Source organism: Rhodococcus sp. APC 3903 (assembly GCF_030407755.1).
GTDB lineage: Bacteria > Actinomycetota > Actinomycetes > Mycobacteriales > Mycobacteriaceae > Rhodococcus_F > Rhodococcus_F erythropolis.
In genome coordinates this window covers 87,308-113,929 of the sequence record NZ_JASDCV010000002.1, presented here as the reverse complement: position 1 = coordinate 113,929, position 26,622 = coordinate 87,308, and the positions used below count along the sequence as shown (strand labels likewise).

24 protein-coding genes and 2 tRNA genes are annotated in these 26,622 nt (G+C 63.4%); 11 read left to right on the top strand and 15 right to left on the bottom strand.

Annotation, left to right across the window (positions count from 1 at the left end):
• The first annotated feature begins 44 nt into the window (after positions 1 to 44).
• The 6 genes from QMA15_RS03025 to pknB are packed head-to-tail and all read left to right on the top strand — an operon-like array spanning position 45 to position 8,128.
• Positions 45 to 509: an FHA domain-containing protein gene (locus QMA15_RS03025; protein ID WP_003943418.1), complete on the top strand. Its 465-nt coding sequence runs from the start codon at positions 45 to 47 to the stop codon at positions 507 to 509.
• Positions 506 to 1,930, top strand: coding sequence for a protein phosphatase 2C domain-containing protein (locus QMA15_RS03020; protein ID WP_256065295.1), 1,425 nt, complete (start codon positions 506 to 508; stop codon positions 1,928 to 1,930). The genes QMA15_RS03025 and QMA15_RS03020 overlap by 4 nt, the downstream gene beginning before the upstream one ends.
• Positions 1,930 to 3,381, top strand: a complete 1,452-nt coding sequence (locus QMA15_RS03015; protein WP_003943414.1) for an FtsW/RodA/SpoVE family cell cycle protein — start codon at positions 1,930 to 1,932, stop codon at positions 3,379 to 3,381. Before QMA15_RS03020 ends, QMA15_RS03015 begins: the two co-directional genes overlap by 1 nt.
• Entirely contained in the window at positions 3,378 to 4,844 is a 1,467-nt protein-coding gene (locus tag QMA15_RS03010; protein ID WP_007735774.1) for a penicillin-binding protein 2, read from the top strand. The genes QMA15_RS03015 and QMA15_RS03010 overlap by 4 nt, the downstream gene beginning before the upstream one ends.
• A 3-nt stretch (positions 4,845 to 4,847) precedes the next feature.
• Positions 4,848 to 6,206, top strand: coding sequence for a protein kinase (locus QMA15_RS03005; RefSeq protein ID WP_020905625.1), 1,359 nt, complete (start codon positions 4,848 to 4,850; stop codon positions 6,204 to 6,206).
• Positions 6,203 to 8,128: a Stk1 family PASTA domain-containing Ser/Thr kinase gene (gene pknB, locus QMA15_RS03000; protein WP_019746231.1), complete on the top strand. Its 1,926-nt coding sequence runs from the start codon at positions 6,203 to 6,205 to the stop codon at positions 8,126 to 8,128. The genes QMA15_RS03005 and pknB overlap by 4 nt, the downstream gene beginning before the upstream one ends.
• A gap of 57 nt (positions 8,129 to 8,185) precedes the next feature.
• On the opposite strand, the gene QMA15_RS02995 is transcribed toward pknB, so the two are convergent.
• Positions 8,186 to 8,851: an aminodeoxychorismate/anthranilate synthase component II gene (locus tag QMA15_RS02995; RefSeq protein ID WP_290283648.1), complete on the bottom strand. Its 666-nt coding sequence runs from the start codon at positions 8,849 to 8,851 to the stop codon at positions 8,186 to 8,188.
• A gap of 22 nt (positions 8,852 to 8,873) precedes the next feature.
• Complete coding sequence (locus QMA15_RS02990; protein ID WP_223258023.1) at positions 8,874 to 9,515, bottom strand: DUF881 domain-containing protein; 642 nt, start codon at positions 9,513 to 9,515, stop codon at positions 8,874 to 8,876.
• Positions 9,516 to 9,689: 174 nt separating this feature from the next.
• On the opposite strand from QMA15_RS02990, the gene crgA reads away from it, so the two are divergent.
• Positions 9,690 to 9,953, top strand: coding sequence for a cell division protein CrgA (gene crgA / locus QMA15_RS02985; protein WP_019746229.1), 264 nt, complete (start codon positions 9,690 to 9,692; stop codon positions 9,951 to 9,953).
• Between the two features lie 107 nt (positions 9,954 to 10,060).
• On the top strand, positions 10,061 to 10,552 hold the full coding sequence (locus QMA15_RS02980; protein WP_020905623.1) for a PH domain-containing protein: 492 nt from the start codon (positions 10,061 to 10,063) through the stop codon (positions 10,550 to 10,552).
• A 7-nt stretch (positions 10,553 to 10,559) separates the two neighbouring features.
• Here QMA15_RS02980 and QMA15_RS02975 read toward each other — a convergent pair whose 3' ends face one another.
• Positions 10,560 to 11,408, bottom strand: a complete 849-nt coding sequence (locus QMA15_RS02975) for a TauD/TfdA family dioxygenase (RefSeq protein ID WP_290283646.1) — start codon at positions 11,406 to 11,408, stop codon at positions 10,560 to 10,562.
• 122 nt (positions 11,409 to 11,530) lie between these two features.
• Entirely contained in the window at positions 11,531 to 12,898 is a 1,368-nt protein-coding gene (locus tag QMA15_RS02970) for an FAD-linked oxidase C-terminal domain-containing protein (RefSeq protein WP_024487653.1), read from the bottom strand.
• A gap of 126 nt (positions 12,899 to 13,024) precedes the next feature.
• Between QMA15_RS02970 and QMA15_RS02965 the strand changes: the two genes are divergently transcribed.
• Positions 13,025 to 14,890 carry a GAF domain-containing protein gene (locus QMA15_RS02965; protein WP_290283730.1) on the top strand — a complete coding sequence of 622 codons (1,866 nt, stop codon included), beginning with the start codon at positions 13,025 to 13,027 and terminating at the stop codon, positions 14,888 to 14,890.
• On the opposite strand, the gene QMA15_RS02960 is transcribed toward QMA15_RS02965, so the two are convergent.
• Positions 14,881 to 16,224 (bottom strand): MFS transporter, encoded by a 1,344-nt coding sequence (locus QMA15_RS02960; RefSeq protein WP_021332618.1) that lies wholly within the window; start codon positions 16,222 to 16,224, stop codon positions 14,881 to 14,883. The two genes, QMA15_RS02965 and QMA15_RS02960, sit on opposite strands and share 10 nt — an antisense overlap.
• 304 nt (positions 16,225 to 16,528) lie before the next feature.
• Between QMA15_RS02960 and QMA15_RS02955 the strand changes: the two genes are divergently transcribed.
• Positions 16,529 to 17,056, top strand: a complete 528-nt coding sequence (locus QMA15_RS02955) for a lipoprotein LpqH (protein ID WP_021332617.1) — start codon at positions 16,529 to 16,531, stop codon at positions 17,054 to 17,056.
• 31 nt (positions 17,057 to 17,087) lie between these two features.
• Here the strand turns inward: QMA15_RS02955 and QMA15_RS02950 are convergent, their stop codons facing one another.
• The 5 genes from QMA15_RS02950 to QMA15_RS02930 all read right to left on the bottom strand — a co-directional run bounded on the left by QMA15_RS02950 (position 17,088) and on the right by QMA15_RS02930 (position 21,147).
• Entirely contained in the window at positions 17,088 to 18,032 is a 945-nt protein-coding gene (locus tag QMA15_RS02950; RefSeq protein ID WP_290283645.1) for a rhomboid family intramembrane serine protease, read from the bottom strand.
• Between the two features lie 17 nt (positions 18,033 to 18,049).
• Positions 18,050 to 18,577 (bottom strand): peptidylprolyl isomerase, encoded by a 528-nt coding sequence (locus tag QMA15_RS02945; protein WP_007729190.1) that lies wholly within the window; start codon positions 18,575 to 18,577, stop codon positions 18,050 to 18,052.
• A gap of 69 nt (positions 18,578 to 18,646) precedes the next feature.
• On the bottom strand, positions 18,647 to 19,429 hold the full coding sequence (locus QMA15_RS02940; RefSeq protein ID WP_070796694.1) for a siderophore-interacting protein: 783 nt from the start codon (positions 19,427 to 19,429) through the stop codon (positions 18,647 to 18,649).
• A gap of 42 nt (positions 19,430 to 19,471) precedes the next feature.
• Positions 19,472 to 20,311 carry an ABC transporter substrate-binding protein gene (locus QMA15_RS02935; RefSeq protein ID WP_216637107.1) on the bottom strand — a complete coding sequence of 280 codons (840 nt, stop codon included), beginning with the start codon at positions 20,309 to 20,311 and terminating at the stop codon, positions 19,472 to 19,474.
• A gap of 194 nt (positions 20,312 to 20,505) precedes the next feature.
• On the bottom strand, positions 20,506 to 21,147 hold the full coding sequence (locus QMA15_RS02930; RefSeq protein WP_133728217.1) for a TetR/AcrR family transcriptional regulator: 642 nt from the start codon (positions 21,145 to 21,147) through the stop codon (positions 20,506 to 20,508).
• Between the two features lie 66 nt (positions 21,148 to 21,213).
• Here QMA15_RS02930 and QMA15_RS02925 point away from each other — a divergent pair, with 66 nt between their 5' ends.
• On the top strand, positions 21,214 to 21,666 hold the full coding sequence (locus QMA15_RS02925; protein WP_019746221.1) for a hypothetical protein: 453 nt from the start codon (positions 21,214 to 21,216) through the stop codon (positions 21,664 to 21,666).
• Between the two features lie 57 nt (positions 21,667 to 21,723).
• On the opposite strand, the gene QMA15_RS02920 is transcribed toward QMA15_RS02925, so the two are convergent.
• The 5 genes from QMA15_RS02920 to QMA15_RS02900 all read right to left on the bottom strand — a co-directional run bounded on the left by QMA15_RS02920 (position 21,724) and on the right by QMA15_RS02900 (position 26,560).
• A complete protein-coding gene (locus tag QMA15_RS02920) occupies positions 21,724 to 23,001 on the bottom strand; it encodes a lipase family protein (RefSeq protein WP_092765172.1) in 1,278 nt (425 codons plus the stop codon).
• 127 nt (positions 23,002 to 23,128) lie between these two features.
• Positions 23,129 to 24,793, bottom strand: a complete 1,665-nt coding sequence (locus QMA15_RS02915; RefSeq protein ID WP_047890115.1) for an alpha/beta-hydrolase family protein — start codon at positions 24,791 to 24,793, stop codon at positions 23,129 to 23,131.
• A gap of 62 nt (positions 24,794 to 24,855) precedes the next feature.
• A complete protein-coding gene (locus QMA15_RS02910; protein ID WP_290283643.1) occupies positions 24,856 to 25,965 on the bottom strand; it encodes a hypothetical protein in 1,110 nt (369 codons plus the stop codon).
• Positions 25,966 to 26,237: 272 nt separating this feature from the next.
• Positions 26,238 to 26,310 (bottom strand) — tRNA-Ala (locus QMA15_RS02905).
• 176 nt (positions 26,311 to 26,486) lie between these two features.
• A tRNA-Ile gene (locus QMA15_RS02900) sits at positions 26,487 to 26,560 on the bottom strand.
• Positions 26,561 to 26,622: the final 62 nt, after the last annotated feature.

Below are 26,622 nucleotides of genomic sequence, written 5' to 3'. Positions count from 1 at the left end.
CCCCGCTGCGGCGGGGCTCGAGCCATAGAAGGAGGTGGACAGCCGTGCAGGGCCTGATTCTGCAACTCACACGGGCGGGCTTCCTGCTCCTACTGTGGCTGTTCGTCTGGGCAGTCCTCCGCACTCTCCGCTCCGACATCTATGCCGGCTCCGGGGTCAGGGTTCCGCCGCGGTACACCCGCGCCGGAAAGGTCCTGCCCTCGCTGGGCAAGGCGAAGGTGCCTCGGTACCTGGTGGTCACGCAGGGCGCCCTCGCCGGTACCCGCATCACCCTGGGTTCTCAGCCGGTCATGATCGGCCGCGCCGACGATTCGACGCTCGTTCTCACCGACGATTACGCGTCGACGCGCCATGCGCGGCTCTCGCAGCGTGGCGCTGACTGGTACGTCGAGGATCTCGGTTCGACCAATGGCACCTATCTGGACCGCGCCAAGGTCACCACTGCGGTGCGCGTCCCGCTGGGCACTCCGGTTCGCGTCGGCAAGACGGTAATCGAGCTACGCCCGTGACCCTTGTTCTCCGCTACGCGGCGCGCAGCGACCGCGGTCTCGTGCGCTCCAACAACGAAGATTCCGTGTACGCCGGTGCACGCCTGCTGGCTTTGGCCGACGGTATGGGCGGACACGCGGCCGGTGAGGTCGCGTCGCAGTTGATGATTGCCGCTCTGGCGCATCTCGACGACGACGAGCCCGGCGAGGATCTGCTCGGCAAGCTCGAGGCAGCCACCCGTGAGGGCAACGATTCCATCGCCGATCACGTCGAGGAAGAACCCGAACTCGACGGCATGGGCACCACGCTCACCGCGATCCTCTTCTCCGGCAGCAAGCTCGGTCTCGTGCACATCGGCGACTCGCGCGCCTACCTTCTGCGCGACGACCACCTGACGCAGATCACCCGCGACGACACGTTCGTGCAGTCGTTGGTCGACGAGGGCAGGATCACCGCCGAACAGGCACACACGCACCCGCAGCGATCCCTGATCATGCGGGCGTTGACCGGGAACGAGATCGAGCCGACGCTCACCGTGCGCGAAGCCCGCGCCGGCGATCGCTACCTGCTCTGCTCCGACGGCCTCTCCGATGTGGTCAGCGACGAGACCATCGAGAACACGATGCGCGAAGGCTCGCAGGAGCAGTGCGCCGACCGTCTCATCGAATTGGCGCTGCGCAGCGGCGGTCCCGACAACGTCACCGTCGTCGTCGCCGATGTCATCGACCTCGATTACGGCCAGTCACATCCCATCGTCGCGGGCGCCGCGTCGACGGAAGAGGAAGAGGACGCCCCTCCCCCCAACACCGCTGCCGGCCGCGCCGCTGCCATGCGTCCGCCGCGCGCGACGCCCAAGCGAGTTGTCTCCCAACCCGAACCGGAACCGAAGAAGAAGCGGAACCGGTTGTGGTGGGTGGTCCTCGCCGTGGTGCTGATCGCACTCGTCGGCGTCGGCGCCGTGATCGGCCGCGCCGTCATCCGCAACAACTACTACGTCGGCGAAGACAACGGCCGCGTGACGGTGCTGCGCGGAATCCCCGGTTCGGTGCTCGGCTACTCGCTGCAAGACGCGGATCTGGTGGGTTGCGTCGGCGACGACGACGTCCTCACTCTCGTCTCCCCCGACGCGATTCCCAGCGACTGCAACATTCTCGAGGTCACCGATCTGCAGCCGTCTGCGCAGGAGCAGGTGCGCGCCGGGCTGCCATCCGGCAAGCGTGAAGACGCGCAGAGCCAGATGATCCGTCTCATCGGCGGCGATCTGCTGCCTCGTTGTGAGCCGGTTCCGACGACGACGGCCGCGCCCACTCCCCCACCGGCTCCGGAGACCACGCCGCCCCCCGCACCGCCCGCGGAGCCTGCTGCGCCGACGACGGCGGCACCCACGACTACGCCTACGCCGACCGACATTCCCGGTCAGACTTGCAGGACGGTCAACTGATGTCGTCCAACGCAGCTGCGGGGACGGCTTTTCCGAGTCCGCCCGGAGGTTTTGCCCCGGCGCCGGTCCAGTCGACCCGTCGAAACGTGGAGCTGCTGCTCCTGGGCTTTGCCGTCATCATCACGACGGTCTCGCTTCTGCTCGTCGAGGCGAGCCAGGAACAGAAGATCACGCTGGACCTCGCCAAGTACGCGCTTGCGTACACGGGCCTGTTCCTGATCGCGCACTTGGCAATTCGACGGTATGCGCCGTACGCCGATCCGCTGCTGCTGCCGATCGTCGCCCTGCTCAACGGCCTCGGGTTGGTGCTCATCCACCGACTCGACCTCGCCGACGAACAGACAGCGCTCTACAACGGCGTCGAGGCACCGTCACCGGATGCGAATCAGCAGGTCATGTGGACTGCACTGGCGATCACCGGTTTCGTGTTGCTGCTCGTGTTCTTGAAGGACTACCGCCTGATGGCGCGGTTCAGCTACACGCTCGGCCTCGCAGGTCTGGTGTTCCTGGCGATTCCCGCGATCCTGCCGGCGAAGTTCTCGAGCGTGAACGGCGCAAAGATCTGGATTCGCCTGCCCGGATTCAGCATTCAGCCAGGTGAGTTCGCGAAGATCCTGCTCATCATCTTCTTCGCGTCGGTACTAGTCGCCAAGCGCGACCTGTTCACCTCGGCCGGTAAACACTTCCTGGGCATGGACTTTCCGCGTGCCCGCGACCTGGGCCCGATCCTGCTCGCCTGGATCGTCTCGGTGGGTGTGCTCGTCTTCGAAACCGACCTCGGTACGTCGCTGCTGCTCTTCAGCACCGTGCTGGTGATGCTCTACATCGCGACCGAACGTGTGGGCTGGCTGGTGATCGGCGGCGGACTACTCGCCATCGGATTCTTCTTCGCCTACAAGATGTTCGGTCACGTGCGCGTTCGCGTCGACACCTGGCTGGACCCGCTCGGCGACTACGCCAATACCGGGTATCAGATCTCGCAATCGCTCTTCGGCCTGGCCACCGGTGGTATCGCCGGAACAGGTCTGGGCAGTGGCCGGCCCAACCAGGTTCCGTTCGCGAAGACGGACTTCATCATCGCGACCATCGGCGAAGAGCTCGGCTTGATCGGCCTGGCCGCTGTGCTGATGCTGTTCCTGCTTCTCATCGTGCGCGGCCTGCGTACGGCGTTGGCAGTGCGCGACAGCTTCGGCAAACTGCTGGCCGCCGGTCTGTCGTTCACCATCGCGATCCAGATCTTTGTCGTCGTCGGCGGCGTCACCAAACTGATCCCGCTGACGGGTCTGACTACACCGTTCATGTCGTACGGCGGCTCGTCGCTGCTCGCGAACTACCTACTGCTGGCCATCCTCGTCCGGATCTCGGACGCGGCACGTGCGCCGGTAGTGACGAAGAAGAAAGGTCCGCCCCCAATCGCTGACGCCAATACCGAGATGATGCCGCGCGTATGAACACTCCACTGCGCCGCGTCGCGATGGCCGTCATGGTGATGGTCGTCGCGCTCCTCGCCAACGCCACGTACGTACAGGTCATCAAGGCTGACGACCTGCGAGCCGACCCGCGCAACTCACGGGTGCTGCTCGACGAGTACTCACGCCAGCGAGGTCAGATCTCGGCTTCCGGTCAGGTGCTTGCCGCCTCCCGCGCCACAGACGACCGGTACAAGTACCTGCGCGAGTATCCGAATCCGTACCCGTACGCACCGGTCACGGGCTTCTACTCGATGCAGTACGGCAGCGCCGGCCTCGAGCGCACCGAAGATCCGATTCTCAACGGCTCGGACAACCGGCTGTTCAGTCAGCGCTTCTTCGACCTGGTGTCCGGACGCGATCCGCGCGGCGGCAACGTCGTCACGACGCTCAATCCGGCGATGCAGCAGGTGGCGTACGACCAGCTGACCAGCAAGGGTTACACCGGTTCCGTCGTCGCCATCGAGCCGAGCACCGGACGCATCCTGACGATGGTCAGCACTCCGAGCTACGACCCGAACCTGCTTGCCAGCCACGACGGTGCCGAGACCACCAAGGCGTGGGACGAGCTCAATGCCGATCCCAACGATCCGTTGGTCAACCGCGCTATTTCGCAGACCTACCCTCCTGGCTCGACGTTCAAGGTGCTCACCACTGCCGCAGCTCTTGGCAACGGTGCGACGCCGGACGACCAGCTGACCGCGGCTCCGCAGATCACGCTGCCCGGCACCAGCACGACCCTCGAGAACTACAACGGCAGCACCTGCGGCCCCAACCCGACGGCGTCGTTGCGTGACGCGTTTGCGCGCTCGTGCAACACGGCTTTCGTCGAACTGGGCATCAAGGACGGCGCGGACGCCATCAAGGACGAGGCCAGCGCTTTCGGCATCGGGCCCAACACTCCGGCGATCCCGCTGCCGGTTGCGGACAGCACCGTCGGCGACATCTCCGACGACGCGGCTCTCGGCCAGACCAGCATCGGCCAGCGCGACGTCGCGGTGACCCCGCTCGAGAACGCAGTGATCGCCGCGACCGTCGCCAACGGTGGTGTGCGGATGCAGCCCAACCTGATCTCCCAGTTGCAAGCACCGGATCTGACCGATCTCAGTACGCCGTCACCGGTGTCGATGGGTCAGGCGATCTCGCCGGCAGTGGCCGCAACGCTGACTGACCTGATGATCGGCTCGGAGAACTTCACCGGCGGCGACGGCAAGATCCCCGGGGTTCAGATCGCGTCCAAGACCGGTACCGCCGAGCACGGCGTGAACCCGCGGGAAACCCCGCCGCACGCCTGGTACATCGCTTTTGCACCGGCGCAGAATCCGACGGTCGCCGTGGCCGTCATCGTCGAGAACGGTGGTGACCGCGGACTTGCCGCTACCGGTGGCTCGGTTGCTGCGCCGATCGGTCGTGCAGTCATCGCAGCCGGAATCCAAGGGGGCTGAACCGTGGCGTTGAACAACGGCGCTTTGATCGCCGATCGTTACCGATTGATCCGTCTCATCGCCACCGGTGGGATGGGTCAGGTGTGGGAAGCCACCGACTCCCGGCTCAACCGTCGCGTCGCCGTCAAGGTACTCAAGTCCGAGTTCTCTTCCGATCCGGAGTTCTTGGAGCGCTTCCGCTTCGAGGCCCGCACCACCGCGCAGCTCAACCATCCCGGTATCGCCGGAATCTACGACTACGGCGAGACCCGTGACAGCTCGGGCGATTCCACGGCGTACCTGGTGATGGAACTCGTCAACGGTGAGCCGCTCAACGCCGTCCTGGCACGCGTCGGCCGCCTGGCGGTTCCGCATGCCCTCGACATGCTCGAGCAGACCGGCCGCGCCCTGCAGGTCGCACACGACGCCGGTGTCGTGCACCGCGACGTGAAGCCGGGCAACATCCTCATCACGCCGACGGGCCAGGTGAAGATCACGGACTTCGGCATCGCCAAGGCCGTCGAGAACTCTCCTGTCACGCGTACGGGAATGGTGATGGGCACCGCCCAGTACATCGCGCCCGAGCAGGCTCTCGGTCAGGACGCGACCGCGGCGAGTGACGTGTACTCGTTGGGAATCGTCGGATACGAAGCACTTTCGGGTCGACGCCCGTTCACCGGTGACGGCGCGCTGACCGTCGCGATGAAGCACGTGCAGGAAACCCCGGCGCCGATGCCGGCCGACCTGCCGGCGAACATCCGCGAGCTCATCGACATCACGTTGACCAAGGATCCGGCCGGCCGCTACGCCAGTGGCGGTGAGTTCGCCGACGCCGTTGCAGCCGTTCGGGCGGGGAGGCGTCCACCGCCGCCCGGTCTGCTCGCCACCGGTGCCGCGAGCGCGTTGCCGGCTACGGGTGCCACGCAGGTCATGCCGCCGACGTACGCGGGCCCGGTGACGGGCGCAGCTGTTGCGGACGACGCGGCAGCCGGCGGAATGACCAGTGGGCAGAAGGCCGTGGCATGGGCCGGCGGCGGATTGATCTTGTTGGCGTTGATCATCGGCGGAGTCTGGATCGCGACCGACGGTCCGAGCGACCCGACGCCGCCCGTCGTCACGTCCACGACGTTGCCGACCACGACGACCACCAAGCCCACCACGACGACGACTCGGCCGACGACGACGACCACCGAGCCGACAACCACCACAACTCGGCCGACGACAACCACAACCGAGCCGACAACCACCACAACAACGCCGACCACGACAACAACAACTCCGACGACCACAACCACCACCACGACGACAACGACGACCACAACGACCACTGAGCCGTTGGCGGATCCCGGAGACGCTGAAGAACCGCTAGGACAAGACCAATGACGACACCCCGCAATCTCTCCTCCCGCTACGAGCTGGGTGAGATTCTCGGCTTCGGCGGAATGTCCGAGGTTCACCTGGCGCGCGACCTCCGACTCAGCCGCGACGTCGCGATCAAGGTGCTGCGTGCAGACCTCGCGCGCGATCCCACGTTCTACTTGCGGTTCCGTCGTGAGGCGCAGAACGCTGCCGCGCTGAACCATCCGGCGATCGTGGCCGTCTACGACACCGGTGAAGCCGAGACCGACGCCGGGCCGCTGCCGTACATCGTCATGGAGTACGTCGACGGCGACACGTTGCGTGACATCGTGCGCAGCACCGGGCCGATGACTCCGCGCAAGGCGATGGAAGTGATCGCGGACGTGTGCGCCGCTTTGGACTTCAGCCACCGTAACGGCATCGTGCACCGCGACGTCAAGCCCGCCAACATCATGATCAACCGTGCCGGCGCCGTGAAGGTGATGGACTTCGGTATCGCCCGTGCCATTTCCGACGCGTCGAGCCCGATGACGCAGACGGCCGCCGTGATCGGCACCGCTCAGTACCTTTCGCCGGAGCAGGCGCGAGGTGAGCAGGTGGACGCACGTTCGGACGTCTACTCGCTCGGTTGTGTGCTGTTCGAGATTCTGACGGGCGAGCCGCCGTTCAAGGGTGATTCACCGGTCGCCGTGGCGTACCAGCATGTTCGTGAAGATCCGCAGACGCCGTCGGAGATCAATCCCGACATTCCGCGCGAGCTGGATTCGATCATTCTCAAGGCGATGAGCAAGAACCCGGCCAACCGCTACCAGAGCGCCGGCGACATGCGCAGCGACTTGGTACGCGTTCTGGGCGGTCAGCGTCCGAGTGCGCCGATGGTGATGAACGACGAGGACCGCACCACCATCCTCGGCGCCGTCGGCTCCGACACCGGGAACTACCGCACTGCTCCTGATCCGGTCGAGCCGGTTCCTGCACGGACAACTCGCGCTGCCGAGCCGCCTGCCAAGAAGAAGGGCGGACGCTACGCCCTGATGGGCATCGCGGCGCTTCTGGTGATCGGTCTGGTGACGTTCTTCCTCATTCGGGTGAACTCGCCGAAGGTCGAGATGGTGACCGTTCCGGGTGACCTCACCAACCAGCCCGCTGATGTCGCCGAGGCGACGCTGACCAACGCCGGATTCCAGGTGGAGCGTCAGCAGAAGACGGACAAGGTGATCGCCGCCGGAAACGTCATCACGACGCGTCCGGTTGCCGGGGTGCGCATCGAGAAGGGCAGCACCGTCACGATCGACGTGTCCACCGGCCCCGAGCAGGTCGCGATCCCGCGCCTGACCGGTCTGAGCCAGGACGACGCCGAGAAGAAGCTCAACTCCGTCGGACTCCGACTTGATCCGACCATCGGCAAGGCCGCGTCGACCATTGCCGAGGTCGACAAGATCGTCAATCAGGACCCGGCCGTCGGAGTGTCGGTTGTTCTCGATTCCGCAGTCTCGATCACTGTCGGCACCGGACCGGAGCAGGTTCGTGTCCCGGATGTGACCGGTCAGCGTGAAGAGGTGGCGAGGCCCAACATCGAAGGTGCCGGGTTCGTCGTCCAGATCACGGAGATCGATTCGGGACTGCCGAAGGGACAGGTCGTTTCGACCGACCCGACCGGCGGCACGTCGGCCACCAAGGGTTCGACCGTGACGCTGCGGGTGTCCAACGGCAACCAGGTCGCGATGCCTGATCTCACCAACAAAACGGTGTCCGAGGCGTTGACCACGCTTCGCGCAGCCGGCTGGGCGGGAACTGCATCGCAGCTGGTGCAGAACCAGAGCACGACGCTCACCCCGGAAATGGTGGGCAAGATCGTCTCGCAGACGCAGCCTCCGGGCTCGGAGATCTCCAAGGACGCGGTCATCACCGTCAGCGTCGGAGCGCTCGGAATCCCCGGCCGCTAGCAAAGTGAAAAAGTGCCTCCCGGAGATTTCCGGGAGGCACTTTTTTGTGGACAGGTGTCAGAGAATTGCGGGCAATGCGCCACCGAGCGCCGACGCGACCTCGGCCTCGAGGGCTGCGACGAGCCCTTCCGGGGGCGCCTCACCGCACACTGCGAGCCAGTTCGCGAGCATCCGGTGCCCACCTTGAGTGAGTACGGACTCGGGGTGGAACTGGACGCCGTGAATCGGCAGTTCGCGGTGACGCATCGCCATCACGACGCCGCTCTCGGTGTGTGCGGTCACCTCGAGTTCCTCGGGAATGGTGTCCTCGAGAACCGTCAGCGAGTGGTAGCGAGTAGCGGTGAACGGATCGGGCAGCCCGGCCAGGACGCCGACGTCCTTGTGGTGAACCAGACTCGTCTTGCCGTGAAGCAGTTCGGGCGCGCGGTCGACGGTTCCGCCGAAAGCCGCACCGATCGCCTGGTGTCCGAGGCAGACGCCGAGCAGCGGGGTCTTGGTGTCGGCGCAGACCTTCACCAGATCCATCGTCGCTCCCGCGCGCTGCGGGGTTCCGGGGCCAGGGCTCAGGAGAATGCCGTCGAACTGAGCTACTGCACCCTCGAGGTCTGCCGTCAGTTGTGGTTCGTCGTTGCGCCAGACCACGGCTTCGGTTCCGAGCTGGCCGAGGTACTGCACCAGGTTGAACACAAAGCTGTCGTAGTTGTCGACGACGAGAATCCTCATGAGAGCAGGGTAAACGCCCGTGCTATCCGCCGGTATAGGCGGGGACCGTGATCTGCGACGGCGTCGCCTGCGTGTACCCGAGGCCGAAGCGGGTCGCGTACTGCTTGTAGATCCGAATGCCCGGTTCGGCAGCGAGTGCCGCCTCGAGGCGCGCAACATCGCCGATCGCGCTCATCACGTACGGCGGACTGTAGGTACGGCCGTGAAGAAGGAGGGTGTTTCCGATGCACCGCGGCGCCGACGTACTGATGATCCGTTGGTCCTGCATGCCCACCGCTTCGGCCCCGCCGGCCCACAGTGCGTTCAGCACGCTCTGGACGTCCTGCTGATGCACGACGAGGTCGTCCGGGGTGGCGTCGACCGGATACTTGCCTTCGGCGTTGCGCGGGGCGTCCGTCATGGTGACCACGACGCCGGGGCCGGTCATCTCCGTCAGTCCCGCGTCGGCGGAGATGTTCTTGATGTCACCGAGAGCGGCGGCCACGCCGGCGTCGGACCGAGCGGCGTCTTCCTGCAACGAATCGAGCTGAGCGGCAAGTTCGTCCCGGTCGGCCGAAACTTTTTCGGCGTTGGCCTGTGCACTGCGGACCAGATCGGAGAGCCTGGTGCTTTCGGTGACCTGAAGCTGATTTTCCTCGGCGGATCTCTGCGCCGTAGCGACCATCAGACCGGCTACCAGGCAGACGGCAAGAACACCGATGTGCCAGACGGTTCGTGAAGATTCACCCGAAGACACGTGGCTCCTCCCGGATTGTGCAGGTCGGCCGGTGACCAACTGGACACAGCTACGTTAGCGTGTAGGTAACACATGCAGGTCACACCGTAGAGCGAGGACGCCATGCCCAAGTCGAAGGTCCGTAAGAAGAACGACTACACAGTCAACCCAGCAAACCGCACTCCGGTGAAGGTGAAGATGGGTCCGTCGAGCACGTTGTACGTCTCCGTGATGCTCGGATTCATGCTTCTCGGCCTGGCGTGGTTGATTGTGTACTACTTGGCCGCGGATTCGATCACGTGGATGAACGACTTGGGAAACTATAACTTCCTCGTCGGCTTCGGCTTCATGGTTGTGGGCCTTGTGATGACCATGAGATGGCGCTGACCAGCGATTATCTGATTCGGCTCGAATCGTGACCGTCTCTCAATTACATGGGTGTCATTCATCCCCATTGTGGATAACTCCTGTGGACAACCTAGGAAGTTATCCACATGCTCGAGGATGAATTTCATCCACAGCCTCGTGACAACGCCACCGAGGTCGTCTCGTGGGCCACTCCGATGGGTGTTGTCTACGCGATGTTCGGCGGCGGAATTGCCCTCGCGATCGCCTCGATAATCGCGCCCACGGAGCCTGCCGGACGCTTCCTGCTCGCCCTCGCGGTGATCGGGCTGTTCGTGATGGGCGGCCTCGCCCTGCGTCAGCGCCCCCGCCTGGCAGTGATCGACAACGCAGGAACCAAGTCGATCGCGGTACAGCGACTGCGCGCCCGGCACACGTTCACCCGCGAACAGATCGACCGCGTGCGTCTCGTCCGCTACCCGCGTCTGGGTCGACGCGTCCCGATGCTCGAGATCGACATCGTCGACCGGCCCACCGACACGGAGAAGCTGTTGATCTTCGGACGCTGGGATCTCGGTACGACGCCGGAGGACGTCCTGGACGTGCTTACCGTCCACGGTTTGGTGCCGCCCGAGAAGTAAGCGCGGGTTACATGGCCAGTGCCGCGAGGTCCGGCTGCACGATGTCGAGAGCCTGCTGCGGCACCGCGACGGCGTCGCTCGACCATCCCCAGATCGAGTACAGCTCGCGGCCGGGGTCGGTGTACCCGTCGCGGCCGTGAAGCACCCGGTAGTTGTCGATGCAGATCATCTCGCCGGCTTCGGCACGGAACATCGGCCCGCTGTCTCGCACGTGAATCACGGCCTCACTCCACTGCTTCACCAGCGGCCACTGCGCTTCTTCCGATTCACCGGCGATCGGCGCGAGGTACGGGTGGTACCGAACCTGGTTGCGTCCACTCGGCACCGTCCGGGCGATCGGCGCAAATGCGTTCTGCGGGAAGTTCGGTTCCGAATGGTCGATGTCTGTGCTCCAACAGAATTCGGCCAGCTCCGCTGTTGCGGGATCGAAGGCGAGCAATCGCGTCAGTTTGACCGCGTCGATGAGAAACGAGTCGCCCCCACTCGGGTACGCCGGGCGCTTGCACCACAGAAACAGGTAATCGGGAGCGTAATCGCCGAAAGCAAAACCGTCGTTGTGGGCGGTCATCCGCTCGCCGGAGATACCGAACGAGCGCTTGCGCCCGCGTTCGTCCACCGGTTGGGTGTCGACGACAGCGGCTTCGGCATCCTGACTTTTGGCGCTCGCCTCGAACTGGCGGCCGACGCGAATGCACTTCTCACCGAGCAACTTCGACGCGAATGCAATGGCATCTTCCTCGGTGTGCAGCCCACCGAAGACCGCGGCGCCGTCCAGAGCAATTGCCGCCCGGACGGCCTCGACCGTGTCCACGCGCCGCGGAACAACACTTGCCAGCGTCAAATCGGAAGAGAACATTCATCACTCCATACGTCGAGTTCGCCAAACGGTTCAACTCGAGCGTAGGAACTCGTCATTTCGACGGCGTAACCCCGGAAACCGATTCGGTTACGGAGCCAGCCTTCAGATCACCCGGCCTTTCAAATCACCTTGCCCGGGTTCATGATTCCGTGAGGGTCGAGTGCGCCCTTGATTGCATGATGCATCGCGACGACGGCCGGTGACAGTTCCTGTGCCAGGCCACCCATCTTCAGTAGGCCGACGCCGTGTTCACCGGTGACGGTTCCGCCCAACTCGAGGGCATTGTCGATGATCTCGGCAAAAGCCGCCTGAGCACGCCTCCGCGCCGCTTCGTCGTCGTGTGGCGTGATCAGCAGCGGATGCAGGTTGCCGTCACCCGCGTGCGCGATGTTCGCGATGTGCGTGTCGTGCCGGGCCGAGATGGCCTCGATCCGTGCCAGCATCTCCGGGACCGCTGCCTTGGGGACACAGATGTCCTCGGTGAGCACCGGGCCGAGCCGCTCGAGGGCGGGGTACGCCAGACGTCGGGCGGAGAACAGGGCGTCGGCTTCCTCCTGGTCGGTGGATCTGGCGCTCCAGGTTGCCCCGGAACGGTTGAAACAGGCCAACATTCGCTCGGCTTCGGCGTCGCCGATCTCACCAGGTGTGTCGATGCGGCCGAGCAGGACCACCTCGGCGTCGGCCGAGAGGCCCATGTTCTTCCAGGCGTCGACGGCAAGCAGGCACTGTCGATCGATCAACTCGAGGGCCGACGGCGTGAGACCGTCCGCGGCGACGGCCTCGACTGCCTTGCCCGCAGCAACGATGGAGTCGAAGTATCCGACGATGGTGCGCTCGGGATCGCGCTGAGGACGTAGCTTGACGGTCACCTCGGTGATCACCCCGAGAGTGCCTTCGGAGCCGACCATGAGCGCGGAGAGATCAAACCCAGCCACTCCCTTGGCAGTTCGACGCCCGAGCCGAACCAGCTCACCGGTTCCGGTAACCACCTGCATGCCCAGCACGTAGTCCTTGGTGACGCCGTACTTGACGCAACACAGGCCCCCGGCATTGGTCGCGACGTTGCCGCCGATCGTCGACCAGGGTGCGCTCGCCGGATCGGGCGGATACCAGAGGCCGTGCTCGGCGCACGCGTCGCGGAGGTGATCGTTGACCACTCCGGGTTCGACCACGGCCAAACGCTCGAGGGTGTTGATCTCCTTGATGGCGTTCATCGCGTCGAAGGCGATCACGACGCCGCCGGCGACTGCGTTGGCTCCACCCGACAGACCGGTGCCTGCGCCGCGCGTGACGACGGGCGCACCGTGGGCGATGCACGCCTGCACAACTGTCTGTACCTGCTCGGCTGTGCGCGGACGGACCACGGCGACGGGCATCTCGTAGGGAGCCCACTCGGCGTCGTCGTGGATGTAGCTCGCCATGATGTCGGGGTCGGTGATCAGTCGATCCGCATCGATCTGCGAGCCGAGCGCCTCGAGGAGTGTCATGCCTCCACGATAGTGACGGCGGCTACACCACCCCATGTAGATTTACTCCGAGAAACCGGAAACCGTATGGACATTCTCTCCATACTCATCGTTGGCCTGACAAGTTGGCCTGACAAGGGAGTGCGGATGCTCGAGAACTGGCTACAGCTTCTCCTGGCCGAGGCATCCACCGAGGAACTGATCGAACACCGCGATCAGTTGGCCGCCGGGTCAGGCCCCGAGGTCGCAGCCGAGATCGAGCGAGAAGCCCGATCCGCACTCCAACTGCGTAGTCTCCTGGCTCAGCGCCGACAACGTGCCACCGAACTGGGCGCGCTCAACGACATCGCGTCACTGCTGACCACGATGCACGATCACCACGCCCTTCTGCAGGAGATCGTGGATCAGGCCAAACGGCTACTCGGCGTAGACCTTTCGTACCTTGCTCTCATTCACGACGACATCTTGATCATCGAAGTCACGAGCGGGGCGTATACGTCGCAACTGCTCGGCCTGACGGTTCCGTTCCGTGAAGGCCTCATCGGTCGCGTGGTCGAGAACTCCTCTCCTGCTTGGTCTCCCGACTACCGCAACGATCCCTCGTTTGCACATATCGGACCCGCCGACGACGCAGCGCGAGCCGAGAACATGCGCGGTTTGTTGGCAGTGCCGCTGACATTGAACGGCAAGATCCTGGGTGCACTCTGCGCGTGCAAGCGTCAGGAGCGCCGATTCGGCAACGAGGAAGTTGCGTTGCTGTCCGCCCTCGCAGCTCATGCCTCGGTAGCCATCGAGAATGCCCGCTCTCTCGAACGCTATCGCGCGACGGTTGCAGAAGTGAATGCAGCGAACACCGAACTTGCCAAGCGCACAGCACTTCTCGAACAGACACTGACCTGGGACCGATCGCTCACACAAGTTGTCCTGCGCGGCGGCGGTGTTCGCGAACTCGTGGAAGAAACCTCCGCGTCGACGGGTTCACCGGTGTTCTTCGTGACCGGAACGTCGGAGATCCCACCGGGACTGCAACGGGTGAGCGAGAGCGTCAACCGGGTCTTCGACATCCTTGCCGCTGACCGACGCGAGCAGGAGGTGACGCTCATTGTCGGTGAGCAGTTCCTGTTCGCCACCGAAGTGCGCAGTGCCGGTGATCAACTCGGAGTTCTGTTCCTACTCTCGCGTCATGAACCCACCGCCGCCATGAGATTGGCACTCGAAAGGTCAGCCCCGGCCATTGCGCTTGCCCTGGTAGGCGAACGGGCGGCCAGGGAAGCCACTCGCCGAGCACGCGACGCATTTCTGGTCGATCTGATCACCAGGCCTGCGCCGACGCCGGCCGAAGTCACTGGTCAGTTCCGCCTGGCTGGACTCAACCCCGACCGCTCGTACACCGTCGTGGTGGCCCGCCCGGCCGACGCCGTAGACCGTACGCGTCGCAGTATCGAGGAAATTGCATTCCCGTCAGGAACTGTTGTTGCCGAGCATGGTTCACGGGTCATCGCTCTGATTCCGGGAATGTCACCAGTAGAGGTTGCGGCGGCGTGGGTGCAGCCGGCGGAGAACCCGACAGTGGGAATCGCCGATCCTGCGGTGGGAGCGGAAGGTCTGGCGCGAGCCTATGTCGAGGCACAACACACCGTCGACGTCCTCGAGACTCTCGGGCGGGCCTCCCACGTGGAACCGGCAAGTTCCCTCGGCATTTACCGAATTCTCCTCAGCCGCACCGGCCGCGAAGAACTCGAAGCGCTGACGCTGCGGTCCCTCGGTCCTCTCCTCGAGGAGGAGCAACGACGCGGCGTTCCGCTCTTGGACACCCTCGCGTCGTACCTGTCACACAATTGCAAGCATTCTGCGACCGCCGCCGCGCTCGCGATTCACGCCAACACTCTGTATCAACGCCTCGAATCGATCGACCGGTTGATCGGCACCCAGTGGCGTCAGCCGGACCAGGCGCTCGATCTTGCGCTCCTGATCCGGCTGCGTGCCAGTGCGGGGAAACTAGGTCAGATCTGAGCGGTCTTGCTCGATCGCTTGGCCAGCGCCACCACAAGAATTGCGGCACAGAGCATCACGGCGCCCACCACCCACAGGCCTGCCTTGGCATTTCCGGTCACATCGGTGAGCCAGCCGGTGATGTACGGAGCACCGAAGCCCGACGCATTGCCGATCGAGTTGATCATGGCGATACCCGCGGCCGCGCTGGCACCCGTCAGGAACGTGGTGGGCAGGTACCAGAAGACGGGGAGCGCACAGAGGACACCGACAGCGGTGAGCGAGACCGCGATCATGACGGTGAACGGCGAATCCAGATACAGCGCAATCGGAATGGATACCGCGCCCAGGAGCGTCGGCGCAGCGACGTGCCACATTCGTTCACCGGTCTTGTCGGAATGGCGGCTCCACAGCACCATCGCGACAGCGCCGATCGCGTAGGGGACGGCCACGATCAGGCCTGTCTCGACGAGCGAGAAATCGGTGTTGAACGTCTGCTTGAATCCCGCGACGATGCTGGGCAGGAAGAAGCTCAAAGCGTAAAGGCCGTACGTGATTCCGAAGTAGACCAGACCGAAACCGATGACGCGGGGATCGCGCAGGGTCTTGCCGGCGGACTGGTGACCGGCGTCGCCGAGTTCTTTCTCCTCGTCGGCCATGGACTTCATCAGCCAGGTGCGCTCCTCGAGGGTCAACCACTTCGCGTCGGCGGGACGGTCGGTGAGGTAGAACCAGACGACAAACGCCAAGATCACGGCGGGCAGACCCTCGATCAGGTACATCACGCGCCATCCGGCCAACCCGAACAGGCCGTCGCCGTACTGGATGATGGCAGCCGAGAGCGGGGCACCGAGCGCCGACGAGAGCGGAAGCGTCAGCAGGAACAAGCCCATCAGGCGTACGCGGTACTTCTTCGGGAACCAGAAGGTCAGGTAGAGAAGAACTCCGGGGAAAAAGCCTGCCTCGGCGATTCCCAGCAGAATGCGGAGGAAATAGAGGCTTCCCACGTTGGGCACGAATGCCAGCGCAGCGGCGAGGATGCCCCAGGTGAGCATGATGCGCGCGATCCACAGCCGGGCGCCGAAGCGGTGCAGGGCCAGGTTGCTCGGCACCTCGAACAACAGATAGCCGACGAAGAAGAGACCGGAAGCAAGGCCGAACATCGTCTCGGTCATCCCGAGGTCGGCGCTCATGGTGAGCTTCGCGAAGGCGATGTTCGTACGATCCAGATAGTTCACGAAATAGAGCAGGATCAGGAAGGGAATCAGCCGGCGCGCTACCTTCTTCACCACGCGAGATTCGATCTCGCTCGGTGCAACCCCACCGTCAGTGGTGGTGCTATCGGTGGAGGTCATGGCAGGGGTACTCCTCGAAAAAGGTCAGCGGTGCTATCTACGAAGTGACTCAAGCCACAGTAGAAGCACCACCGAGCCCAACCTATGTGGACAATCTCTACAGAAGCCGTCCCTGCATGTGCGTTTACTCCCAACGATCCGGCGAATGGCCCGCAGCAGTCTGACGAACGTCCCTGAACAGTCGAAGGCGACAAACCCGCCTGAGCTGGGGGTTTAGCGCTAAGAGCACCGAGTCACTGGCTAGTGTTATCGGCGAAATAGCCAGAGCAAGTGCGGACGCACCGCGTGACTTGAAGGACAGAACATGACGAAGATGGTTCGGACCACGATGACCCGCCGGTCCTCCACCGCAGTCGCTGCCACCATCGCGGCGGTCGCACTATTCGCCTCCGCCTGCGGCAGCGACTCCGACAAGACCGACTCCGACAAGAGCGCTGCCGGCGCCTCGTCCGCTACATCCTCGGCCACCGTCGGCGGGAAGACGCTCGACGCCAAATTCGAGACGAAGTGCGCAAAGGACGGCGGCACGACAGTTATGACACTGCTCGACGCGGAAAATGCCACCTACGGCATGTTGACCGTCTCAGCCATCATCGATGAATCCGGCACGGTTCAGACTGCTGGAATCGCCGGAAGCGAGGGTGGATCGAACGGTCTGCCGTACACCGCCGGATTCGCGCCGGGTCTGCCTGGCGGATCTGCCAGTGCCAAGCAGGACGGCAATACCTTCGTGGTGACGGGCGAGGGAATCGGCGCCCGGGACAAGGGCAACCCGATGGAGACGTCGAGCTTCGAGATCACGTTCGCCTGCGAGTCCATCATCGGCGGCTGATCCATAGAACGGCTGGGCCCTAGGATTCTTGCTAGCTGATTCCCAGCTGTTCGCGCAGTTGGACGACACGGAGCACGATGACTCCCAACGTCACCACGGTGACGGCACCAAAAGCGATCCAGCCGATCCGCACTGCTTTCACGCGGTTCTCACCGGCGCCCAACCACTGCGGGGCGTACAGGAAGGCAGCGGCCGTCGCGGCACCTGCCACCAGACCTCCCGCGTGACCCCAGAACGAGATCCCGGGCAGCGAAATGCTGATGATCACATTGATCGCGATCACCGAGATGATCGGGACCGGGCTTCGACGCAAACGCAGTAGAAGGACGGCCTGTGCGCCCATGATGCCGAAGATTGCACCCGACGCTCCAGCGGTCCAGGACAGGGCCGTGAGCGAGGAGAACACCGGCTGGAACGCCATCACCGAGGCGGAACCGCCGAGGAGCGAAACCAGGTAGATGCCGACGTACCGGGAGCGGCCCATCACGATTTCGGTGTCGCGCCCCAGGATGTAGAGGGCGTACATGTTGACCGCGAGGTGCAAGATGCCGAAGTGCAAGAACCCGGAGCCAATGAGCCGGAACCAGTCACCGCTGGCGACCAGACCCGGATTGAGTGCCCAGTTCGCGAAGATCGACGAGCCGACCTGATTGTTCATGATGCTTCGCGACTGCGCGAAGATGGCGAGGAACGCCAGGACGTTGAGCCCCATCAAGGTGTACGTCACGATCGGGACCGCACGGGCGGGGCTCACGGTGTTTCCGGCGACGCCCCGAACGGGGCGGACATCGCGTTGGCCGGCAGCTACACAGTCAACACATTGGTATCCCACCGCCGCCTCGCGGAGGCAGTCCGGGCACGCCGGACGTCCACAACGATTGCAGGAAAGTGCGGTAGGTCGATCTGGATGGCGGACGCACCGCGGTTGGGGCGGGATGCCCTCACTCGCACCGCCGCCCCAACCGGGGTTCGTCATCTGCTTGTTTTACCTGTTCAGGAGATGGTGATGCTGTTGATCACGACGGGCTCGACCGGACGATCGCCACGATCGACGGCGGTGGAGGAGATAGCGTCGACAACCTTCTTGGAATCGTCGTCGAGAACCTCACCGAAGATGGTGTGGCGACGGTTCAGGTGCGGCGTCGGGCCGGTGGTGATGAAGAACTGCGAGCCGTTGGTTCCCGGGCCTGCGTTGGCCATGGCCAGCAGGTAGGAGCGGTCGAACTGCAGTTCCGGGTGGAACTCGTCACCGAACTTGTAGCCCGGGCCGCCGGTGCCGGTTCCGGTGGGGTCGCCACCCTGGATCATGAAGCCGTCGATGACGCGGTGGAAGATGGCACCGTCGTAGAACGGGCCGGTCTTGGTGCCGGCGGCGTTTGCGGTGGTGTACTCCTTCGAGCCGTCGGCGAGGCCGACGAAGTTCTCGACGGTCTTCGGCGCATGGTTGCCGAACAGAGCGATCTTGATGTCGCCGCGGTTCGTGTGCAGCGTTGCGGTTGCGGTCTGATGAGTTGAAGTCACACCACCATCGTGCCATTGCCGGCGTTCTCGCGGATGTGAGCCTGCCAATTCCGTGCGACGAGGCATGCGTCACTGCAGTTCGATGTCGGCGGCAACGACCGGATCGGAAATGTCGATTCCGTCCGCAGCTGCGCGTTGGTACAGCCGGTACAGAGCATGATCGAACTCGTCGCGCGTTCGCCCCGCCGACCAGTACGGCAATGCGACAATCCGGGACGGTGGTAGGTCGTTTTCGATCGCTTGGTTGCGCAAGCGGGCGACACAGCTTTTCTCTCCGCCGATCCACAACATTGTCGATTCTGTCTGCGCCTTGGTCCGATCGACTATGTCCACCCACTCGATATCAGGGAATCCGTGCTCGCCTGACGGACCCGTGAAACTGTGTATTCGGACTTGTTCGGCGAGATTCGTCAAGGATCCGACAGCAGGGCGCGCAGATCTGTCGCCGACTGCAACGACGTCAGTGACGCCCGGAACAAGGACGAGTTCGTGTTTGAATCCGATCACCCCAACGCGACTGCCTACGCCCGTCCGGTTGAGCCACCAATCCGGCTTCCCGAGATCTATGACATCGAACGTGATCCTACGATCGCCAGGATTGAAATCGATTGCTGTGTAGGAACGCCCGATCGGACGCCGGGGGTCGGCCTCCCAACTGGGAACCGCGAGTTTGTCCGACCCCAAGGTGGGGAGCATCATCTCGTCCGCCGGCTCCCGAGGCACGAACAACTTGAACACCGGCGCCGCCCCACGAACGCTCAGGTTTCCGAACTCGCTCGACTGCAACACAACTCGAACGGTGTCGTCCGTTCGCTGTTCAACCTCGGCAATCGAGGCAACGGTCATGACCATGCCCGCAGGTAACCGGGATTCTCTCGCCCTGTCCACGCTCGACTAACCCAACTGTCCCAACGCGGTACCCAGGTTTCCCGGCAGCCACGTCTTTCCAAGTACACCCGCATTGTTGATCGCCTCACCCTGCGCATCACTGAGCCATACGACGCGGGATTTCAGATTCGACTCCCAGAAAGGCGATTGTTCGAGGTTCGCGATGGAATCCCGTGGTGACGGCATCAGAAGTACCGCTTCACCGTCGACGTCACCCGCGGTCTCACCCGAATACGTCACCGGAGTTCCCGTCGATTCCACCGCGGCTTGGTCCTCCGCCGGCTTCATTCCGAAGAGGCGCAGTATGTTTCCGCCCGATCCCAACGAAATCTGCTCCTTGTAGTAAAGCCCGAATGAGTACGGCCGCCTCGCAAGTCCTGGGTTCGACGCAGCCACACCCGTAAATTCGTCGACTGCCGAGGTGATCAACTCCCCACCCTGCTCGGATTTGCCCAACGCATCCGCGACCTGCTGAACGCCGACTCTCCAATCGTTGTCTGCATCCTGCATGTCGAATATCAAAGTGGGAGCGATCGTTCGGAGCCGCTCCAACGTTGCGGGCTCGGTGAAAACCGGCCAGGCAGGCGCGATGATGAGATCCGGTTCGACCGCAAGCATCCGCTCGAAATTCACTTGCCCTGCATAGATGTCAGCCAAGGACTCGTCGAGCGCCTCATTTCCCACGTAGTCCGCCAGATAGGGAAGCTTGTCGATGTTGGTCACGCTCGCGGCCACGGGGTGCGATCCCAGCGCCACGACGTTCTCGAACGCCGGGTTCCCCAAAGTCACGATCCGTTCAGGTGCCGACTCGATGATCACGTCTCCGGATTCCGTGCTCACGGTCACCGGATAGGTTCCCCTCGCTGCGGGACTTCCGTCAGCGTCCGGGTTCGTGTTCGATGACGAACATCCAGCGAGCGCGAGCACTAACGCGGCCCCGGCCGCGCCGAGGAATCTTGGCCTCCACCTGTGTCTATTCATAATTGCCACAGTAGCAATAATTAATGTGGGTTGCCTTACCTTCCTATTCCGGAAGGGCATCAGTGATCCGAAATGTGAGTCCAAGAAGCGTCAGGAGTTGGAACGACCGTAGGAACGAGGCCGGAATCGATCATCTTTTCGGCACCGACAAGGAAGGCGTCGAGCGTCCAGGAAACAACAGCCGAGAGAGTCTCAGGCTTCGGATACTGCGAATCCGGGTAACGATTGCGCGCCGGTGTATGCAGTGCCGCCGAAATGATCAGTGTCCGAGAGCCGAGCAAATGTGCTGTTGCACGGTCAAATTCAGGCTTCCGTAGAAGTACCTCATTCATGATTCGCTCGAACTGCGCCAGAGTGCCCTCTTCGTAAGGCCCTCGAAGCACATAGTCCTCGAGCCCAGGCGTGGCAGTCACGAGTTCAGCGAACCGCTGACCTAGCGTCCGAAGGTAGTCCTGCCAGGACTTCGAATCCGAATCCAACTGCAGACGTCCGAAAGCTCTCGCACACGCCAACGAGTACAGACGATCGGTCGAGTCGACGTGATGGCGAATCGTCGCAGCGGAAACGCCCAGGACCTGTGCGACCTCCGCCCGCGTCAGGCGGTCCAAACCCACCCGTTCCGCTGCATCGAGAATCTCCTCTGTCGACGTAATCGCAGGTCGGCCTGGGCTTCGACGGGACCGTGCAGGGGAGGTCGACATTCATCCATCGTAAGTCCGATCTGCGACCGACCTACCCCGGTACAGCCCTTGTGGCAAAGTGAAGTCATGACACGAGTGACCGAGTCCCTCAGCACGCAGTTGCCCGACACCTTCGATCACGCGCGCGCCCGCGTCGAGGACACCTTCGACGAGACTGCCGCCTACCTCGAAGAGACAGCGGCTCGTATCAAGGAGTCCGAGGCAGCCGACAACGCTCGCCGCATCGCCGCGGTGGTCGCGACGTCGGTCGCTCGCGGTGCCGGGCAGGTCGGGTTGTTCCTGGGTCGTCAGGGCAAGGTCCTCGCCAAGAAGGGCGTCGAGCGCGCAAAGGCTATCCCCACGAAGTCCGCGGAACGCACCGAGAAGCCTCGCGGCCGCAAGCGCGTCGCCGTGTTCGTCATCGCCGGTGTTGCGGTGATCGGTGGCGCGGTGTTCTTCAAGAGCCGCCGACGCGAGCATCCGCCGGTCGCTTCCGCACCCCCTCGGCTCGAAGAGAACTCGGCCGAGAAGACCGCTTAGTCGACACACGAAAAGCCCCGGAACAGATTGTGTTCCGGGGCTTTTCGATGTTCACGTTCAGCAGTTGGACGGTGCCGGGACGTTGTTGAAGCGATCGATCATGTACCCGACGGATTCGGGTGTACCCACCAGGTACGGCGTTGCATGATTGATTGCCATGCCCGGAATGATCGGGGGCAGTTCGTTGACGGAGAACTGCACCGCCGCGCCCTTGCCGCACCAGTCTCGCGCCAGTTGCTGTCCCTGACCGAACGGAACGATGTCATCGGAGCGGCCATGCTGAATGAGCACGGGCGACTCCGGCGTCAGCTTGCCGATCTTCTGCTCGTCGAGGATCGCCTGCGCCATGGGTAGACGCGCCAGAACTGCGGAGAGTGATTCACCGGAATTGGTGAAGCTCGACGACTGCTGGAAGCCGAACTGCAATCCACTTTCGGCGACGCACTGGTTCTTGGTGGCGGCCAACATCTGTCGGCCGCGATCGTTGATCTCGGCGTCGAGCAGCGGCTGAACCTCGGGGTACTGCGCAAGGATCCCGTTGAGCGCGTAGCCGATCACTCCGGTGAGGAACGTGCCGTCGACCTGCTGCAGCGTCGCCGCCAGATCGGCGGGCGGAGCGCCTGCATACGTGCCCTTGAGATCAAGCTCGGGAGCATACGACGGCTTCAATTCCGTTGCGGCAGCGGCAGCTCCACCACCTTGCGAGTAACCCCACAGTCCGACGGGGCCGTCGGCGGGAATGCCCGTGTTCGGGAGTTGCTGAGCGGCACGCACCGAGTCCAGAACCGCGTGCGCTTCGGCTTCGCGGTTGACGTAGGTGTGATCGCCAGGAGTTCCGAGGCCCTCGTAATCGGTGACTACGACGGCAATGCCGTTGAGCAGCAACGTGTTCACCCAGATGGACTCGTAGCCGACCATGACGTCCGTCGGGAACTGGTACTCGATACCGGTGTTGAACAGTTTGGACGGAGCGCATTGATCGCCCTGCCCATGCGTTCCTACCGCTGCGGCAACCAGTGGACGCGCCCCCTGCCCGGTCCACGGGTTCGACGGTTCGAGGTAGGTCCCCGTCACGGCAACGGGAGCACCCTTGGCGTCCTCGCTTCGGTACATGATCTTGGTGGCGGTTGCCGGCCACGCACCGTTCGATCCGGGCACGCTCAGCAGCAGTGGTGACGGCTCACTCTTGATGAGATCTCCGTTGGCACCTGCCGGAAGCTCCGACGGCGGCGTGTAGAAATCCGCCGGCTCCGCCATTGCGGCAGGGGCCGTCACAGCACCCATGACCAGTGCCGCGACGGAAACCCCGGCCGCCCACCATGCTCTGCTCTTCACGTTTCGATCTCCCCACGCTCGCCTGCGCTGTGGCTTGGCACACAGCGAACGCAGAGTAACACATACCTCACGTAACACTTTTTCGTGAGGTTTTCGCCTTAACAGGCTGACTTACAACCGTTTACGACTACTTCGTGGGCTCCAGATTGGAGGTCAGCAGCGAACGAAGCTTGTCGGTATCAGCCGAGGTCCACGCCTCGGGGTGCAGGATCTTGGCCCACATGTCCGCTGCATCCTCGCCGTAATTGTGACCGTGCCCGGACGGGACGTCAGCCGAGAAGACCATGTCGAGGGTTACCTGCCAGAAGGTCACGAGAGGTACCCACGTCATTCCCGGATCCACGTCGCGACCCAGCGGTTCCTTGAGCCAATCCGGCTTGTTGAGCAGCAGGTCGAAGGACCACCATGTGATCGGGTCGCTGGCGTGCTGCCAGTACACGATGCGATCGTCGTCCCAGTCGGACTTCAGCTCCAGATCTTCCGGATCACCGGCAAACCGAATCGCCTGGCCACCGTCGATCACCGGCAGGATCTCCGGTGAGCCCGAGTCGCGGCTGTCCGTGATTTCCTGCCACTGAGCAGTGAAGTTGGGCGTTCCGACCCACAGTGCGCCGTCGACGCGCGTCATCATGTCCTGAGCGCCGGCAAATGCGGCCTGGCCACCGTAGGAGCCGAGGCTCTCACCGAAGACAACCAGCTCGGGTCGCGTCTCCACGGGCAGGTCGATCCACTTGGCGTACACCGCGTTGAACAGTGCGCGACCGGCAATCATCGGCGTCTCACGGTCGGCGATGAAGGCCAACGGACTCGGAAGGAACGAGTACTGCATCGACGCGATCGCCGTGTCCCCGCCCTCGACGTACTCGAACGCCGACGCGACGTCCTCGTTCACCCAACCGCGGCCGGTGGTCGTGACAACCGCGAGGGTTCCGCGGTCGAATCCGCCGGTGCGCTCCAACTCGTCGACGACCCGCTGTGCGACACCGTTGATCGAGTCCGAGGATTCGCGTCCCGCGTACACCCGGATCGGTTGCTTCGCTTCACGTCCGGTCAACGCGGTGATCTCGGCCGCGGTGGGACCGCTGCCCATGAAGGTGCGCCCCTCCTGGCCGAGCGAATCCCAGGCCTCCGCGGACATCGGTGAACCACTGCGCTCAGCGATCAAGGGTTGTTCGATGCCGTCCGGTGTTTCATGATCCGCACCGGAGAAACTCCAGTTCGCGAAGGCAATCAACCCGTTGTACAGCGCACCGTTCACGATGAAGATGCCGATGGCGAAGATGACGATCAAGCTGCCGACCTTCGCCGCTTCGAGGGGAACGAACCGAAGTGCGACGGCGGTGAGCTTGTTGGTGGTGAAACGAAGACCACGGCCTGCCTCGAGCAGGATGAACCAGATTCCGAGCGAAATCAGCAGCACCAGAAGGTAATTCGCCTGATTGGTGCGAGGAGCTTCGACAAGATCGCGAACGATCTGCTGCCACCACGAACCGAGGACCAAGAACGTCGGAACCAGAATGACGGCCGCGGCCAACAAGACTCGCCAGCCGATCTTCTTGGTGCGATCCGACCACTGCGGTTCGACGCCGCACTTGCGGATCATCCAGGCAACCGTCACGCCGACGCCGTATCCCATCGCGAGCGAGATGCCCGTCGCAACGCCCTGCAAGTACCACGCGCGCGGCAACAGGGAAGGACTCATCGACCAGGTGAAGAAGACCAGAGCAAAGGCAAGCCCGACCGGGTGCAGCGTCTTGCAGTAGAGGCGCAGCCGTTCCCACACACGTTTCATGCCGGAATCGTATGCGCCCCGTGCCCGAATCAGGTCACGAAGCGCACACGCGTCCAGTCTGTTTACGGGGCGAAGCGCAAAATCGCGGCAACTGCGCCGCCGCCCGGAATGTCCTCGGCGCGAACAGCGAGGACCCGAGCACCCGTCAGGAGCGCACGACGAGCGATCTCGTTGACGACCCCGTATGTACTTCCGTTGGTCGACTCACCGGTCGTGAGAGCGCCCGTCTGGGGATCGAGACTTCCGGGTACAACGGAATCGATGTCGATGAAAACGGTGTCGACCTGTCCGTACGTCGCGGCCGTTGCCACGTCGGCGACGTCGGTTTGAGTGCGACCTTGTTCCGTGCGCACATTGAAGGTGTCCCGCACCGCCGCCAACTGCTCGGCGTGGAAATCGTCGAGCGCCGGACGCGAACCGTCCGCCACCTCCTGCGTCGACAAGGCTTCCGGGTTTCCCTCGACGGTTTTGTCGACCAGGTGGCGGTACGAATTCACGGAGCGATACACCGACGCGATGGGTTCGGCAGCGGCCAGGATCAAGGGGACGTCGCGGCCGGCGAGGACACCACGGACCTCGTGATCGACTGCGCGGGCGTACTGATTGACGCGCAGCTTTCGGCTGTCCGAACCCGAGAGCCGACCGGCTTCCGTTCGGCTGTTGATCGAGGACTTACCCGCGTGATCCGCAGCGTTCTTCGGCATTCCCTGAACACGAACCTCGTCGGCCGGTTGGTCGGCGGCGATCTCGATCAATCGCACCGAACCTTCGGCGAGAGCGAGAACAAACGCCGTCTGGGGGAAGGTCACCGAACGGAGCAGTGGCTTGAGATGAAACCGATCGCTGACCGTTTCGAGCGCCTGCAGACGGTTGGGGAGGCGGAAGGTCACCAGACGCTCCGGCGTCGCGTACGTGACCAATGAGCGCGACTGGAAGCGCCAGAAATCGTCGTCGTCGTCGAGCTCTGCGTATTCGGCCTCGAACAGCTTGCGCTCGGCCGGATCCTCCACCGATGCGAGCGCCGAGCGGACCTGGTCCTTGAAGGCGATGCGCGCTTTGTCATGATCCTGCGGCGCATCTTCAGTCGGAGTCACGATGGTGATGCAGGTGGGCCCTTCCACCTCCGCGAGTGCGGCAATTTCACCGTGGCTGGGAATGTCGTTGTGAAGCACTACGAACCTCCTGAAATTGGGTTCTCCTCACGCTACGCCCGGCTGGTTATGACCACTAGACTTTCCGGAGAATTCGGGACGAACGGTCCATAGTGGGCGCTGTTCTGGCCACCCCACTCCGAGCGAACGGCATGTTCATCGCCTTCAGTGCGCCGAAAGTGCCGTTCGCTCAAAAGGGGGAGGCCACGAGTCGGGCACCGGCTGGCCGGACATCGGCACATCGGCATACAAAAAAACACCCTCCCGGATCCCGGGAGGGTGTTTTCTTACTGTGGAGCCTAGGAGATTCGAACTCCTGACATCTGCCTTGCAAAGGCAGCGCTCTACCAACTGAGCTAAGGCCCCGTTCGGTTTTCTGACCGGAGTCAGAGTACCTAGGTTCTATCCTGTTTCCAAATCGTGCCAAACCTTGTCTCCGCGCTGACTTTTGATCAGCTTGGTGACCCCGAGAGCTACCAGAATTCCGGCCCCGACAAGCAGGAAAACCTTCATTCCAGCAACCCTTCTTCGGCACATGGGAGTGGGCCTAGGAGGACTTGAACCTCCGACCTCTTCATTATCAGTAAAGCGCTCTAACCACCTGAGCTATAGGCCCCTGAACCGATTCCAAAGATTACCCCACCGGGCCGCTGACACCAAAACGGGCCCGGCGGAGCA